The organism is Actinomadura sp. 3N508 (assembly GCF_044326375.1).
Classification (GTDB): Bacteria; Actinomycetota; Actinomycetes; order Streptosporangiales; family Streptosporangiaceae; genus Spirillospora.
Genome location: NZ_JBIRAX010000014.1, coordinates 76,674 through 91,113, shown reverse-complemented (window position 1 = coordinate 91,113; position 14,440 = coordinate 76,674). Strand labels below are relative to the sequence as shown.

At 73.1% G+C, this 14,440-nt stretch carries 14 protein-coding genes; 12 read left to right on the top strand and 2 right to left on the bottom strand.

The genetic code is table 11. The features are described 5' to 3' along the window. Positions 1-280: 280 nt before the first annotated feature. The 11 genes from ACH34S_RS36760 to ACH34S_RS36710 all read left to right on the top strand — a co-directional run bounded on the left by ACH34S_RS36760 (position 281) and on the right by ACH34S_RS36710 (position 12,180). Positions 281-709, top strand: a complete 429-nt coding sequence (locus ACH34S_RS36760) for a roadblock/LC7 domain-containing protein (protein ID WP_207936619.1) — start codon at positions 281-283, stop codon at positions 707-709. A 108-nt stretch (positions 710-817) separates the two neighbouring features. Next, a complete protein-coding gene (locus ACH34S_RS36755) occupies positions 818-3,376 on the top strand; it encodes a nitrate- and nitrite sensing domain-containing protein (protein ID WP_395957515.1) in 2,559 nt (852 codons plus the stop codon). After that, a complete protein-coding gene (locus tag ACH34S_RS36750; RefSeq protein WP_395957514.1) occupies positions 3,373-3,825 on the top strand; it encodes a roadblock/LC7 domain-containing protein in 453 nt (150 codons plus the stop codon). Before ACH34S_RS36755 ends, ACH34S_RS36750 begins: the two co-directional genes overlap by 4 nt. A 3-nt stretch (positions 3,826-3,828) precedes the next feature. After that, positions 3,829-4,218 (top strand): DUF742 domain-containing protein, encoded by a 390-nt coding sequence (locus ACH34S_RS36745; protein ID WP_395957513.1) that lies wholly within the window; start codon positions 3,829-3,831, stop codon positions 4,216-4,218. After that, positions 4,199-4,807 (top strand): GTP-binding protein, encoded by a 609-nt coding sequence (locus tag ACH34S_RS36740; protein WP_395957512.1) that lies wholly within the window; start codon positions 4,199-4,201, stop codon positions 4,805-4,807. The genes ACH34S_RS36745 and ACH34S_RS36740 overlap by 20 nt, the downstream gene beginning before the upstream one ends. A 175-nt stretch (positions 4,808-4,982) precedes the next feature. Further along, positions 4,983-6,188, top strand: coding sequence for an ROK family protein (locus ACH34S_RS36735; RefSeq protein WP_395957511.1), 1,206 nt, complete (start codon positions 4,983-4,985; stop codon positions 6,186-6,188). A 57-nt stretch (positions 6,189-6,245) separates the two neighbouring features. Continuing rightward, positions 6,246-7,787, top strand: a complete 1,542-nt coding sequence (locus tag ACH34S_RS36730; protein ID WP_395957510.1) for a sugar ABC transporter ATP-binding protein — start codon at positions 6,246-6,248, stop codon at positions 7,785-7,787. Beyond that, complete coding sequence (locus ACH34S_RS36725; protein ID WP_395957509.1) at positions 7,784-8,809, top strand: ABC transporter permease; 1,026 nt, start codon at positions 7,784-7,786, stop codon at positions 8,807-8,809. Before ACH34S_RS36730 ends, ACH34S_RS36725 begins: the two co-directional genes overlap by 4 nt. Positions 8,810-8,846: 37 nt before the next feature. Then, positions 8,847-9,905: an ABC transporter substrate-binding protein gene (locus tag ACH34S_RS36720; protein ID WP_395957508.1), complete on the top strand. Its 1,059-nt coding sequence runs from the start codon at positions 8,847-8,849 to the stop codon at positions 9,903-9,905. An 89-nt stretch (positions 9,906-9,994) separates the two neighbouring features. Continuing rightward, positions 9,995-11,137 carry a Gfo/Idh/MocA family protein gene (locus tag ACH34S_RS36715; RefSeq protein ID WP_395957507.1) on the top strand — a complete coding sequence of 381 codons (1,143 nt, stop codon included), beginning with the start codon at positions 9,995-9,997 and terminating at the stop codon, positions 11,135-11,137. A 2-nt stretch (positions 11,138-11,139) separates the two neighbouring features. Beyond that, entirely contained in the window at positions 11,140-12,180 is a 1,041-nt protein-coding gene (locus ACH34S_RS36710) for a sugar phosphate isomerase/epimerase family protein (protein WP_395957506.1), read from the top strand. A gap of 54 nt (positions 12,181-12,234) precedes the next feature. On the opposite strand, the gene ACH34S_RS36705 is transcribed toward ACH34S_RS36710, so the two are convergent. Together ACH34S_RS36705 and ACH34S_RS36700 are read right to left on the bottom strand one after the other, a co-directional pair. Continuing rightward, positions 12,235-12,942 carry a cupin domain-containing protein gene (locus ACH34S_RS36705; protein ID WP_395957505.1) on the bottom strand — a complete coding sequence of 236 codons (708 nt, stop codon included), beginning with the start codon at positions 12,940-12,942 and terminating at the stop codon, positions 12,235-12,237. An 87-nt stretch (positions 12,943-13,029) separates the two neighbouring features. Further along, positions 13,030-13,614: a Uma2 family endonuclease gene (locus ACH34S_RS36700; RefSeq protein WP_395957504.1), complete on the bottom strand. Its 585-nt coding sequence runs from the start codon at positions 13,612-13,614 to the stop codon at positions 13,030-13,032. 155 nt (positions 13,615-13,769) lie between these two features. Between ACH34S_RS36700 and ACH34S_RS36695 the strand changes: the two genes are divergently transcribed. Next, the gene (locus tag ACH34S_RS36695) at positions 13,770-14,336 is read left to right on the top strand and encodes a DUF1707 domain-containing protein (RefSeq protein ID WP_395957503.1); all 567 of its coding nucleotides are present in this window, start codon (positions 13,770-13,772) and stop codon (positions 14,334-14,336) included. The last annotated feature ends 104 nt before the right edge of the window (positions 14,337-14,440 follow it).

Genomic DNA, 14,440 nt, shown 5'->3' with positions numbered 1-14,440 from the left:
TTCCCGTGCCGGCCGCGAGGCGAAGTGGTGGTGAAGAAGCAGAGTATGGCGCAATGGCCCGGGACAACAGAGGGAAATGACGTAAATTGTCCTGATTTGCCGCTATCTTCTTCTGTCCGGATCGGGCATCCCGGGGCGGTGCGGCCCATGCCGGTCGGTCGCAGGAATGGCGGCAATGCCCACGAAAGGGGCCAAAGCGGTTGCGGGGCCGTCGCGAGCCGCCTTTATGATCCAGGGACCCTTGGCCGCCGGACGCTGGGGGAACTGAGGGAGCCCGATGATGCACGACACCGTGACCGGCGAGCTGAACTGGCTGCTCAACGATTTCGCGCGGCGGGTGCCGGCCGTGCGGCAGGCGGTGATCCTCTCCCGGGACGGCCTGGCCGTCGCCGCGTCCGGCGAGCTCGGCCGCGAGGACGCCGAGCACCTGTCCGCGCTGGCGTCCGGCCTGCAGAGCCTCGCGCGCGGCGCGGGACGGCACTTCGCGGGCGGGAACGTCCGGCAGAGCATCATCGAGATGGACGCGCTGCTGCTGTTCGTGTCGGCCGCCGGGGACGGCACCTGCCTCGCCGTGCTGGCCGAGGCGGAGGCCGACGCGGGACTCGTCGCCTACGAGATGGCGGTGCTGATCAAGCGCGCCGGGCGGCACATGCAGGCGAGCCCGAGGTTCGGGACGCAGGTCGGCGGCGAGCGACTCGGAATGTCCTGACCTGCCGGAATTCGCCCAAGCGCACGGATGTCCGATCGGCGGGAAGCCCCGACGTAGTAGGCTCCCGCACACCTCCGTACTCCCACGCATCGGGAGGAATCCCCCCGAATGACCCGCCCTCGGTTCTCCTCCATCCGGGCGAGGATCAGCCTGCTGGTCCTCGTGCCGCTGCTGGCGCTGGCCTCGCTGTGGGTGTTCCTGACCGGCATCACCTACGGTGACGCGGACGAGCTGCTGCAGAGCCGCAAGTTCCAGCAGGAGACGGTGCTGCCCATGCAGCGGCTCATCGACGGGCTGCAGAAGGAGCGGCGCCTGTCGATGGCCGAGCTCGGCGGCGACCGGGGCGCGGCACCGGGGGCCATGCGCAAGCAGCGGGAGGCGACCGACAGGGCGGCGGCCGACGTTCGCGCGGGCAGCCGCGACCAGGGCCTGCGGGAGGCGATCCTGCCCCAGATCGTCCGGCGGCTGGACGCGCTCGTCCAGCGCCTGGGCACGCTCCAGACCGTCCGCCGCGGCGTCGACCAGCGGATCGCCGACCGCGGCGAGGTGCTCCGCGAGTACGGCGACCTCATCGACGCGGGCTTCGCCATCTACAACGCGACCACGCCCGGGGACGGGTCCATCACCGCGCACGCCCGCACCCTCACCGCGCTCGGCCGCGCCCGCGAGTTCATGTCCCGCGAGGACGCGCTGCTGACCGGCGCGCTCGCCGCCGGGCGGATCACCACCGCCGAGCGCGGCCTGTTCGCGCAGCTCGTCGGGGCGCAGCGGATGCTCTACGCCGACACCGCCGCGAACCTCCCGGACGCCGACCGCGCCCGCTACCACCGCCTCGTCGACTCCCCGCAGTTCACCCGGCTCCGCACGCTGGAGGACCATGTCATCCGCGGCGCCGAGCCGGCCGACGAGGAGGCCGCGCGGGCGCGCCCGGCGGGCCGCCATGGGCAGGCCGCGCGCGGCCCGCTCATCGAGGCGCGCGACTGGCGCTCCACCGCCGACACCGCCAACGCCCGCATGTACGAGCTCGAGAACAAGGTCCTCGACGACGTCACCGAGCACGCCAGGGGCATCGCGATCAACGCGTTCTGGCGGCTCGCGTTCGCCGGCGGCCTCGGGCTGCTCGCGATCGCGGCGTCGGCGTTCATCGCGGCCCGCGTCTCGCGGCGGCTGCTGCGCGAGTGCCGGACGCTCGCCGCCGGCGTCGTGGACTTCACCCGCGAGCGGCTGCCGAAGCTCGCCGAGCAGGTCCGCGCCGGGCGCCCCGCCGACCCGGCGCCGGAGCCGGCCGTCGACTACCGCATCGACGAGATCCGCCAGATCGCCGAGTCGTTCGACCGGGCCCGCGACGCCGTCCTGGCCGCAGCCGAGGGCGAGGTCGGGGCGCGGCGCGGCATCAGCGAGGTGTTCGTCAACCTCGCCCGCCGCAACCAGGCGCTGCTGCACCGGCAGCTCGGGCTGCTCGACACGATGGAGCGCCGCACCGAGGACCCGAACGAGCTGTCGGACCTGTTCCGCCTCGACCACCTCGCGACCCGCATGCGCCGGCACGCCGAGGGCCTGGTGATCCTCGCCGGCAAGACCGCCGGGCGCGGCTGGCGCCGTCCCGTGCCGCTGGTGGACGTGGTCCGCGGCGCGGTCGCCGAGGTCGAGGACTACCCGCGCGTCCGGGTGCAGCCGCTGCCGCGGATCGCGCTGCTCGGCTCCGCCGTCGCCGACGTCATCCACCTGCTCGCCGAGGTGGTCGAGAACGCCACCACGTTCTCGCCGCCGCAGTCGCCGGTGCGGGTCGGCGGCCAGCCGGTCGCCAACGGGTTCGCGATCGAGGTCGAGGACCGCGGGCTCGGCATGACCGAGGAGGGGCTGCGCGCCGCCAACGAGCGGCTCGCCAGCCCGCCGGAGTTCGACCCGTCCGACAGCGCCCAGCTCGGGCTGTTCGTCGTGGCGCGGCTGGCGGAGCGGCACGCGATCACGGTCACGCTGCGCCCGTCCCCGTACGGGGGGACGACGGCGGTCGCGCTGATCCCGAGCGCGCTCGTCGTGGAGGACTTCGAGCAGGAGCCGTCGCCGCGCCGCCAGACCGGGCCGCTGCCCGAGCTGCCGGACGTGGAGGCGGACCTGTGGGGCTCGGGCGGCTCCGTCCGGCTGGTCGCCGAGACGGAGACCAGGGCGGAGACGGAGGCGGCGGCGGAGCCCGAGGCCCGGCCCGAGCCCGTGGAGCCGCCGAAGAAGGGCGAGCTGCCCAAGCGGCGGCGGCAGCAGCATCTCGCGCCGCAGCTCAAACGGCGCGTCGACGAGCGCCTGGCCGCCAAGGGCCAGACACCACCGGCCACGGCACCACCGGCCACAGCCCGACCGGCCACAGCGCCACCGGCCGCTCCGCCCGTCCCGCCGAAACCCGAGCCCGCCGCACCGGCCAAGCCCGCCGAGCCCGCCATGCCGTTGTCCGCGCCCGTACCGATGGACGCGGCCCCGGCCGCCCCCGCGCCCGGCGGGGCCCAGGCGCCGGAACGGTCCGCGGAGCGCTCGCCCGAGGCGATGCGATCGAAGCTGTCCGCCATGCAGCGCGGCTGGCAGCGCGGCAGGCAGGACGCGGCCGGCGGCGAGCCGGGACAGAACCCATCCGACCAGGAGCGGAGACCAGGCGACCAGGAGGACGACACCCCATGACAGAGGCCCAGTACTCCGCCGCGGACGCCACGGGCGGCAAGCCCGGCGGCGAGCTGGACTGGCTGCTGGACAGCCTCGTCCAGCGGGTGGACGCCGTCCAGAACGCGGTGGTGCTGTCGAGCGACGGGCTGCGGATGGCGGCCTCCAGCGGGCTCGCCCGCGAGGAGTCCGACCACCTGGCCGCCGTGGCGGCCAGCTTCCAGAGCCTCGCGCGCGGGGCGGGGGAGTCGTTCGGCGGCGGGCCCGTCCGGCAGACGATCGTGGAGATGGAGTCCTCGTTCCTGTTCGTCACCGCCGCCGGGCACGGCGCGTGCCTCGCCGTTCTCGCCGCCGCGGACGCCGACCTCGGGATCATCGCCTACGAGATGGCGATGCTCGTCGCGCGCGTCGGGCAGCACCTGTCCGCCGACCCGCGGCGGGCCGCCGTGGCCGAACCGGGCGGCGGGTGAGGCATGCAGGACGCCGCCTGGCATGAGGAGGAGGACGCCCCGGGTCCGGTCGTGCGGCCCTACGCGCTCACCGGAGGCCGCACGCGCTACGAGGGCGAGGACTTCGACCTCGTCGCGCTGATCGCCGCCGTGGACGCGCCGGAACCCGCCGCCGACCCCCTGCTGCCGGCGCCCTGGGCGCCGGAACATGACATGATCTTGGAGCTTTGCCGCACACCGCTGTCGGTCGCCGAGATAGCGTCGGATCTGGAACTTCCCCTCGGGGTCGTCCGTGTCCTGCTCGGTGATCTGCTCGACCGCACGCTGATACAGGTCCGGCGCCCGGCGCCGGTGGCGCAGTTCCCCAGCGAGCGCGTACTCAAGGAAGTGATCGATGGAATCCGTGCGCTCTGACGCGGCCGCCGCACAGGGCGATTCCGCGCTGACGGTGAAGATCCTCGTGGCCGGTGGTTTCGGCGTCGGCAAGACCACCCTGGTCAGCGCGGTCAGTGAGATCCGCCCGCTGCGCACCGAGGAGGCCCTGACCGAGAAGAGCATCGGGGTCGACGACACCAGCGCCGTCATGGGCAAGACGACGACGACCGTGGCGATGGACTTCGGGCGGATCACCCTGCCCAACGGCCTCGTGCTGTTCGTCTTCGGGACGCCCGGCCAGGACCGGTTCTGGTTCATGTGGGACGAGCTGGCCAAGGGCGCGCTCGGCGCGGTCGTCCTCGTGGACACCCGGCGCCTGGCCGACTGCTTCGCCTCCGTGGACTACTTCGAGCGGCGCGGGCTGCCGTTCATCATCGGCGTGAACCGGTTCGACGGGCCGGGCCGGCACACCGCCGACCAGGTCCGCGACGCACTCGACCTGTCGCCCGACATCCCGGTGATCTCCTGCGACGCGCGCGACCGGGAGGACGCCAAGCAGGTGCTCATCACGCTGGTCGAGCACATCATGCGGACGATGAGCAGCCGCCAGGCGACGATCAGCTACTAGCGAGTCCGGGAGAGGCCCCCGCGGCGGGGCCGGGGGGGCCTCTCCATGTGGACCTTTGTCCTCTGGGTGGAAAAAGTTGAGATGATCTAGAAGAAAGGTCTTCTCAGCGCGGCGAAAGCCGGTTACCGTCTCGCCAAGCCCCCCGACCGGGCCCTCACCAGGAGAGGACGGCGTGATGCGCATGTCGGCTCGCCCGCAGAACGTGCATCAGGCACGGCTGCTGCGGCTGCTGCGCGACGAGGGCCCGCGCTCGCGCGCCGAGCTGGGCGACGTCGTCAGGCTGTCGCGGTCGAAGCTGGCCGTGGAGCTGGACCGGCTGGTCGAGCTCGGGCTCGTGGAGGGCGCCGGGCTCGCCGCGTCCCGGGGCGGGCGGCCGTCCGGGATCGTCCGGCTGTCGCCGCGGCTGCGGTTCGTCGCCTTCGACATCGGCGCCACCTCGATCGACGTCGCCGTCACCGACGGCGAGCTGGAGGTGCTCGGCCACGTCGGCGAGCAGTGCGACGTGCGGCAGGGCGCGACCGTCGTCCTCGACCGGGCGCTGGACCTGCTCGGCAAGCTGCGCGACGAGGGCCTCATCCCGCAGGTGCACGGCACCGGCATCGGCGTCCCCGGGCCGGTCAGCTTCCGGGACGGGATGCCGGTCGTCCCGCCGATCATGCCCGGCTGGGACCGCTTCCCGGTGCGCGACGCGATCGGCCAGGAGCTCGGCTGCCCGGTGCTGGTCGACAACGACGTGAACCTGATGGCGCTCGGCGAGCTGCACGCCGGGCTCGCCCGCTCGGTGGACGACTTCCTGCTCGTCAAGATCGGCACCGGGATCGGCTGCGGCATCGTCGTGGACGGCGCCATCTACCGCGGCGTGTCCGGCAGCGCCGGCGACATCGGCCACATCCGCGTGGACGGCGCCCAATCCGGCAAGAGCCCGATCTGCGCCTGCGGCAACGCCGGCTGCCTGGAGGCGTTCTTCGGCGGCGCCGCGCTCGCGCGGGACGCGTCGGCGGCGGCGGGCTCGGGGGAGTCGCCGCAGCTCGCAGCGCTGCTGGAGACGCACGGTGCGCTGACGGCCGAGCACGTCGGCGAGGCCGCGGCGGCGGGCGACCCGGTCGCCGTGCGGCTCATCCGGGAGGGCGGCCGGCACGTCGGGCAGGTCCTCGCCGGGCTCGTCAGCTTCTTCAACCCGGGCCTGGTCATCATCGCGGGCGGAGTCGCCGGGCTCGGCCACGCGCTGCTCGCCGAGATCCGTAGCGTCGTCTACCGCCGGTCCGCGCCGCTCGCGACCGGCAACCTCCCGATCGTGCTGTCCGAGCTCGCCGGGACCGCCGGCGTCGTCGGCGGCGCCCGGCTCATCAGCGACCACGTCTTCTCCTACACCGCCGCCTGACGTCCCGACTCCGCCCGTCCCTTCGACTTCGTTCCTCCCGCCCCCCGAGGAGGCCCGATGGGCTCGTCCGCACCCGAACCGCTGCTGGTGATGCGCGGCATCGTCAAGCAGTTCCCCGGCGTCCGCGCGCTGGACGGCGTCGACCTCGACGTGCGCCCCGGCGAGGTGCACTGCCTGCTCGGGCAGAACGGCGCCGGGAAGTCGACGCTCATCAAGGTCCTCGCGGGCGCGCACCAGCCGGACGCGGGCGAGATCGTCTTCGCGGGCGCGCCGGTGCGGCTCGCCGGTCCGACCGCCGCGATGCGGGCGGGCATCGCGACCATCTACCAGGAGCTCGACCTGGTGGACGGCCTGTCCGTCGCGGAGAACATCTTCCTCGGCCACGAGAAGGCGACGTTCGGGTTCACCCGGCGCGGCGACACCGAGCGGGCGGCGCGGGAGCTGCTCGGCCGGCTCGGGCACGCCGAGATCCCGCCGCGCCGCGAGGTCGGGCGGCTGCCCGCGGCGGGCAAGCAGGTCGTCAGCATGGCCCGCGCGCTCTCGCACGACGCGCGTCTCATCGTGATGGACGAGCCGTCCGCCGCGCTCGCGCACGACGAGGTCGGCAACCTGTTCCGCATCATCCGGGAGCTGACCGGCGCGGGCGTCGCGGTCGTCTACATCTCGCACCGGCTTGAGGAGATCCGCGAGATCGGCGACCGGGTGACCGTCCTCAAGGACGGCCGGGCCGTCGCGGTCGGGCTCCCGGCGCGCACGACGTCCACCGGCGAGATCGTGTCGCTGATGACGGGACGCGACGTCGAGTACGTCTTCCCGGAACGTTCCGAAGAGCCGTCCGGGGACCGGCCGGAGATCCTCCGCGTGGAGAACCTGGCGCTGCCCGGGTCGTTCGAGGACGTGTCGTTCAGCGTCCGCGCGGGCGAGATCGTCGGGCTGGCCGGGCTCGTCGGGTCGGGGCGCTCGGAGATCCTGGAGACCGTCTACGGGGCGCGGCGGCCCGCGCGGGGACGGGTGCTCGTCGACGGGCGTCCGGTGCGTCCCGGCGACACGGGCGCGGCGGTGCGGCGCGGCATGGGCATGGCGCCCGAGGAGCGCAAGAGCCAGGCGCTGCTGCCGAACGACACGGTCGCCGGGAACGTCAGCGTCGCCGGGCTGTCCCGGTACGCCTCGTTCGGCTGGCTCAGCCGCCGTCGCGAGCTCGCCGACGTCCGCCGCCAGATCGAGGCGCTCGACATCCGCCCGCCCGACCCGGGACGTCCCGTCGTGACGCTGTCGGGCGGCAACCAGCAGAAGGTCGTCCTCGCCCGCTGGCTGACCGGGGCCTCCGGAAAGGACGCGACCGGGCTGCGGCTGCTGATCCTGGACGAGCCGACCCGCGGCGTGGACGTCGGCGCCCGCGCCGAGCTGTACGCGCTGATCCGCGGGCTGGCGGGGCGCGGCATCGGGGTGCTGCTGGTGTCCAGCGAGGTCCCCGAGGTGCTCGGGCTCGCCGACCGGGTCCTCGTCGTCCGGGAGGGGCGCGTCGTGCACACCGGCGCCGCCCGCGACCTCGACGAGGCCGCCGTGCTCAACATGATCATGGAAGGGAGCGCGCTGTGACTAAGGCGGGCCTCAACGAGCGGCGCGACGGCACCCTCGTCTCCCTGACGAAGAAGGTCGGGAACGGCGCGCCGGCCGGCGGCGGTGTCGGCGAGATCCGGCACCTCGGCCTGGTCGCGGCGCTGGTGCTGCTGTGCGCGGCCGGGCTGATCACCGAGCCGGAGAACTTCGCGACGTCCGGGAACGCGGTCGGCGTGCTCGTGCTCGCCGCCACCATCGGCGTGATCACCGTCGGCCAGACCTTCGTGATCATCGGCGGCGGGATCGACCTGTCGGTCGGGTCGGTGATGGCGCTGGCGTCGGTGTGGGCGACGACGGTCGCGACGCAGTCCTACGGCCCGGCGGTCATGGCGATGTGCGCGATCCTCGTCGGCACCGGGTCGGGCGTCGTCACCGGGCTGCTGATCTCCTACGGGCGGATGGTGCCGTTCATCGCCACCCTCGCGATGCTCGTCGCCGCGCGCGGCCTCGCGCAGCGGATGTCGGACCGCAAGACCCAGCTGGTCCGCCCGGAGAACAACGCCATCGAGGCGCTGTCCACGACGAAGCTGATCGGGCTGCCGCTGCTGGTGTACATCTTCGCGGCCGTCGCCGTCGCGGGATGGCTGCTGCTCAACCGCACCACGTTCGGCCGCCGGACGTTCGCGGTCGGCGGGAACCGGGAGGCGGCGCGGCTCGCGGGCATCGACGTCCGGCGGCACACGCTGCTGCTGTACGCGCTGTCCGGGTTCTGCTGCGGCATCGCCGCGATCATCATCATGGCGCTGACCACCACCGGCTCCAGCACCCACGGCGACCTCTACGAGCTGGACGCGATCGCCGCCGTCATCATCGGCGGGACGCTGCTGACCGGCGGCCGCGGCACGATCACCGGGTCCATCCTCGGCGTGCTGATCTTCACCCTCATCACCAACCTGTTCATCCTGAACGGCCTGCAGACCAGCGACCAGCTCATCGCCAAGGGCGTGATCATCGGGATCGCCGTGCTGCTGCAGCGCCGCGGGCTCCGCTCGCCCACCTGAACACCCCCCGTCCCACCCCCCATGACCAGGAGCAGTCATGAGCGACCACACACCTCGCCCGTCCCGCAGAGGGGTCCTGTTCGGCGGCGCCGTCGTCGCGGCCGGAACCCTGGCCGCGGCCTGCACCGGCAACAGCGAGAAGGACCCGGCGCCCGCCGCGCAGGCGGGCACGCTCGGCGGCGACAACGACAAGCCCGGCACGCCGGTGACGCTCGGGTTCTCCGCGCCCGCCGCCGACCACGGCTGGATCGCCGCGATCGCCAAGAACGCCGAGGCGCAGGCCAAGAAGTACCCGGACGTCACGTTCAAGCCGGTCGAGCCGACCAACGACATCAACCAGCAGATCTCGGCCGTCGAGTCGCTGATCCGCGCGAAGGTCGGCGCGCTGGTGATCCTGCCGAACGACGGCGAGCAGCTGAACCAGGTCGCGCGCAAGGCGATGGACGCGGGCATCCCGGTCGTCAACCTCGACCGTGTCTTCCCCGACAAGCTGTCGTACCGGACGTGGATCGGCGGCGACAACTACGGCATGGGCGTCGCCGCCGGGCACTACGTCGGCAAGAAGCTGAAGGCCAAGGGCGTCGCGGACCCGGTGATCGTGGAGATCCAGGGCATCGCGACGCTGCCGCTGACGCAGGACCGCAGCAAGGGCTTCGCGGACGCGCTGAAGTCCTACGGCTTCTCCGTCACCGCCAAGCAGGACGCGAAGTTCACCGTCGAGTCCGGCAACCAGGTCGCCTCCAACCTGCTGCGCGCCCACAAGAAGATCGACGCGCTGTGGAACCACGACGACGACCAGGGCGTCGGCGTGCTCGCCGCGATCAAGCAGTCGGGCCGCACGGAGTTCTTCATGGTCGGCAGCGCCGGCTCGGCCAACGCGATGCGGGAGATCAAGGCCGGCGGGGTGCTGGAGGCGACCGTCACCTACTCGCCGACGATGGCCGCGTCCGCGATCAAGCTGGGCCGGCTGATCGCGCAGGGCAAGGGCATGGCGGACCTGGTCGAGCAGCAGGCGCCGCAGTCGATCACGCTCGCGTCCGAGACGGTCACCAAGGACAACGTCGACCGCTACATGCCGCTCGGTTTCGAGTCCTGAGCCGCGGGGGCGCCGGCGCGCCCGCACGGGGGGGGGCGGGCGCGCCGGCCGGAAGCACCGCGCCGGACGAGCACTAGGGGAGCAGACATATGACGACGACGGTCGGTGTCGGGATGGTCGGGCACGCGTTCATGGGGCGCGCCCACTCGCAGGCGTGGCGCAGCGTCGGGCCGTTCTTCGGGCCGCCGCTGACACCCGTCATGACCGCCCTGGCCGGACGCTCCGCAGAGCGCGCCGGGGCCGCCGCCGCGTCGCTCGGCTGGGCGTCGGTGGAGACCGACTGGAAGGAACTGCTCCGCCGCGACGACGTTCAGATCGTCGACATCTGCACGCCCGGCGACACCCACGCCGAGATCGCCGTCGCCGCGCTCGACGCGGGCAAGCACGTGCTGTGCGAGAAGCCGCTCGGCAACACGGTCGCGGAGGCGGCGGCGATGGCCGCGGCGGCCGGGCGGGCGCGGGCGCGCGGCGTCCGGTCGATGATCGGGTTCAACTACCGGCGCGTCCCGGCGGTCACGCTCGCCCGCAGGCTGGTGGCGGAGGGCCGCGTCGGGACCGTCCGGCACATCCGCGCCCAGTACCTCCAGGACTGGCTCGCCGACCCGCAGGCCCCGTTCAGCTGGCGGCTGGACCGTGACAAGGCCGGGTCGGGCGCGCTCGGCGACATCGCCTCGCACATCGTCGACACCGCGCAGTTCATCACCGGGCACGCGCTGACCGGGGTGTCGGCGCTGCTGGACACGTTCGTCCCGGAACGTCCGCTGCCTGGCGGCGGCACGGCCCAGGTCACCGTGGACGACGCCGCCCTGTTCATCGCCCGCACCGACGGCGGCGCGCTCGCGACGTTCGAGGCGACCCGGTTCGCCACCGGGCGCAAGAACGCGCTGCGCATCGAGGTCAGCGGCTCGTCCGGCGCGCTGGCGTTCGACCTGGAGTCGCTGAACGAGCTCTGGTTCCACGACGCGGGCGACGACGCGGCGGCGGCCGGATTCCGGCGGATCGTCGTGACCGAGCCCGTCCACCCGTACGCCGGGCGGTGGTGGCCGCCCGGACACCTCCTGGGGTACGAGCACACGTTCACCCACCAGATCGCCGACCTGCTCGCCGCCATCGCGGACGGCACCGACCCGAGCCCCTCGTTCGCCGACGGGCTCCAGGTACAGCGCGTCCTCGCCGCGGTCGCCGCCAGCGCCGCCGCGAAGTGCTGGGTGGACGTCGAAGGGAGCGAATGACAGTGGCACGACCGATCACGCTGTTCACCGGCCAGTGGGCGGACCTGCCGTTCGAGGAGGTCTGCCGGCTCGCGTCCGGCTGGGGCTACGCGGGCCTGGAGATCGCCTGCTGGGGCGACCACTTCGAGGTCGACAGGGCCCTCGCCGACGACGCCTACATCCCGCGCAGGCTGGAGATCCTCGCCAAGCACGACCTGAAGGTGTGGGCGATCTCCAACCATCTCGTCGGGCAGGCCGTCTGCGACATCCCGGACGAGCGGCACCAGGCGATCCTGCCGCCGCGCATCTGGGGCGACGGCGAGCCCGAGGGCGTCCGGCGGCGCGCGGCGGCGGAGATGCAGGACACGGCCCGTGCCGCCGCCGCGCTGGGCGTGGACACCGTCGCCGGGTTCACCGGGTCCTCGATCTGGCACACGGTCGCGATGTTCCCGCCCGTCCCCGACGCGATGGTCGAGTGCGGCTACGCCGACTTCGCCGACCGCTGGAACCCGATCCTGGACGTGTTCGACGAGGTCGGCGTCCGGTTCGCGCACGAGGTGCACCCGAGCGAGATCGCCTACGACTACTGGACGACCGTCCGGACCCTGGAGGCGATCGGGCACCGTCCCGCGTTCGGGCTGAACTTCGACCCGTCCCACTTCGTCTGGCAGGACCTCGACCCGGTCGGCTTCCTGTTCGACTTCCGCGACCGGATCTACCACGTCGACTGCAAGGACACGAAGGTCCGCACGGGCGACGGGCGCCGCGGGCGGCTCTCGTCCCACCTGCCCTGGGCGGACCTGAGGCGCGGCTGGGACTTCATCTCCACCGGCCGCGGCGACGTCCCCTGGGAGGACGTGTTCCGCGCCCTCAACGCCATCGGCTACGACGGGCCGATCTCGATCGAGTGGGAGGACGCCGGAATGGACCGCCTCCAGGGGGCTCCGGAGGCCCTGGAGTTCGTCCGCGCACTCAACGCGATCGAGCCGCCGGCGGCCGCGTTCGACGCCGCGTTCTCGGCCGACGAGACCGACTCGCCCGACGCGTCGGACGCCTCCGATTGACCTGCGGCGTGCCGCTCCCGTGAGGCCACGCACGGGAGCGGCACGTCGCCTCGTTCAGCCGGGCGGGTGCTCGAACCTCAGGTCGGCGAAGTCGAAGCCCGGCGACACGATGCAGCTGACCAGGACCTCTTCCCGCCCGGCCGGGCGCGCGGCCTGCCAGACGCCGGGCGGCACGACGACCTGCGGCACGTGCCCGTCCGCCAGGGCCACGCCCAGCGTGATCGTTTCCGCTGTCCCGGACGGGCGTTCCCCGTCGCCGCCGAGCAGCAGCGACAGCGGGCCGCCCCGATGCCACAACCACACCTCGGCGGACCGGACCGCATGCCAGACCGACTCCTCGCCCGGCTGCAGCAGGAAGTAGATGCCGGTGGCGGAGGACCGCTCGCCCGGGTAGCCGTCCGGCGTGAAGGACGCGTCCGACCGCCAGGTCTCCCGGTACCAGCCGCCCTCGGGATGCGGCAGCAGGTCCAGCGCCTCGGCGGTCGCGGGCCGGTCGAGGAGCGCCGTGTGCCGCCCGTCGGGGCCGCGCCGGGCGTACCGGACGCGGGACGCCGCCGTCCGGTCGATCACCCCGCGGGGCGGCGACGCGCCGGGCTCCGGGTCGAGCGTGACGGCCACGACCTGCCCGTCCGCGAACACGTCGTCGGCGACGGCCAGTGCTCCGGGTTCGTCTTCGGGCGCCCACACCGCCCCCGCGTCGGACAGCACGAACCGCGGGCCGGGCTGGGCGCGCCAGCCGTCGAGCGTCGTCAGCAGCAGCACATGATCAAGCCTAATACCGGCGGCCGAACGGAGCTCGTCCGCTGAACGGTGGCGGGTGGGAGCTGGAGGACGGTCAGGTCGTTCCGGTCAGTCCATCTGGGAGAGGCGGGCCGGGTCGAAGGCCATGGGGTAGGGGCGGTCCAGGGCGATCGCCTCGCCGGAGCGGGCCTTGCCGGTCAGCTCGTAGCGGCCGTCCACGAGCTCCAGGAAGGTGATGGCGGGACGCGGCTCCAGGTCGACGAGCCAGTAGTGCGGGATGCCGGTCGCGGCGTACTCGTCCACCTTGCGGACGCGGTCGATCTGCTCGTTCACCGTGCGCGGCGTCACGACCTCGGCGACCAGCAGGAGGTCGGGCCCGTAGTAGGTGCGGGTCTGGCGCTCCAGGGCGGCGCGGGCGGTGTCGCGGGTCACGGCGAACACGTCCGGCTTGCGGACCCCGGCCGGGGTCGTCACGTCCTGCGGGGCGCCGGCGATGTGGACGTCGGCGTCCGCGTGCCGGGCCGCCTCCTTCAGGATCGCCTTCAGCTGGTCGGCGGCGTGGTCGTGCCACAGGTCGCCGGGCAGCTCGTTCAGCCAGCCGTCGGCGAGCTCGTAGCGGCGGCCGTCCTCGGGGAGCGCGTCGAGGTCGTACAGCGTGTACGGACCATGCGTGCGGCCGAGCGTCCCGCCCATCGATCGTCCCCCCTTGGTGCCGGCCCCTTCCGAATCTAGCGGACGGAGGTCCGGCGGGGCCGCAGGCAAGATCGCGCGCGTCGGGATGCGGTCAATGTCTCGAAAACCGAGGGGCGGCGAGTTACGATACATCTCGTCTTGAGGGGAGAGATGCGATGAGCGCCGAGCAGCAGCAGGCCCAGGCCGTTCGCGCCTCGGACGGCGACCGCGACGACATGCTCGTCCGGCTGCACACGGCCTTCGCGGTGGGACGGCTGACCGAGGCGGAGCTCGACGAGCGCATCGACCGCGTGCTCGCGGCGCGCACGCACGGCCAGCTCTGGGCCGTGGCCGCCGACCTGCCGTCCGACGACGCCCGGGTCGCGCCGGCGGGGTCCACGCAGGCACCGGCCGGACGCTTCCAGCTCGCCTACAAGGGCTCGCTCAAGCGGGCCGGACGCTGGCGGCTGCCCGAGCGGTGCACGGTCGTGGTCTACAAGGGCACCGGGCTGCTCGACCTGCGCGGCGCCGAGCTGGACGCCCAGGTCACCGAGCTGCGGTTGATCGTCTACAAGTCGGCGGTCGAGATCGTCGTCCCGCCGGGCGTGCGCGTTGAGGCGGGCGGCATGGGCGTTTCCGCCGAGATCCACGGCGTCCCGCCCGCCGGCGCGCCGGTCGTCCATATACGGGGTTATGCCTACAAGGGGTCGATCGAGGCGAAAGATCGTATACGCCCGGCCTGAAGTGATAGAACGCTCCCGCGGCCTCATCGGCCGCCGTTCACGCGGATGTCCATGCATGGGCCTGCGTGGCGCGATTTGATGGTGGTCCGACAGGACCGTGAAGG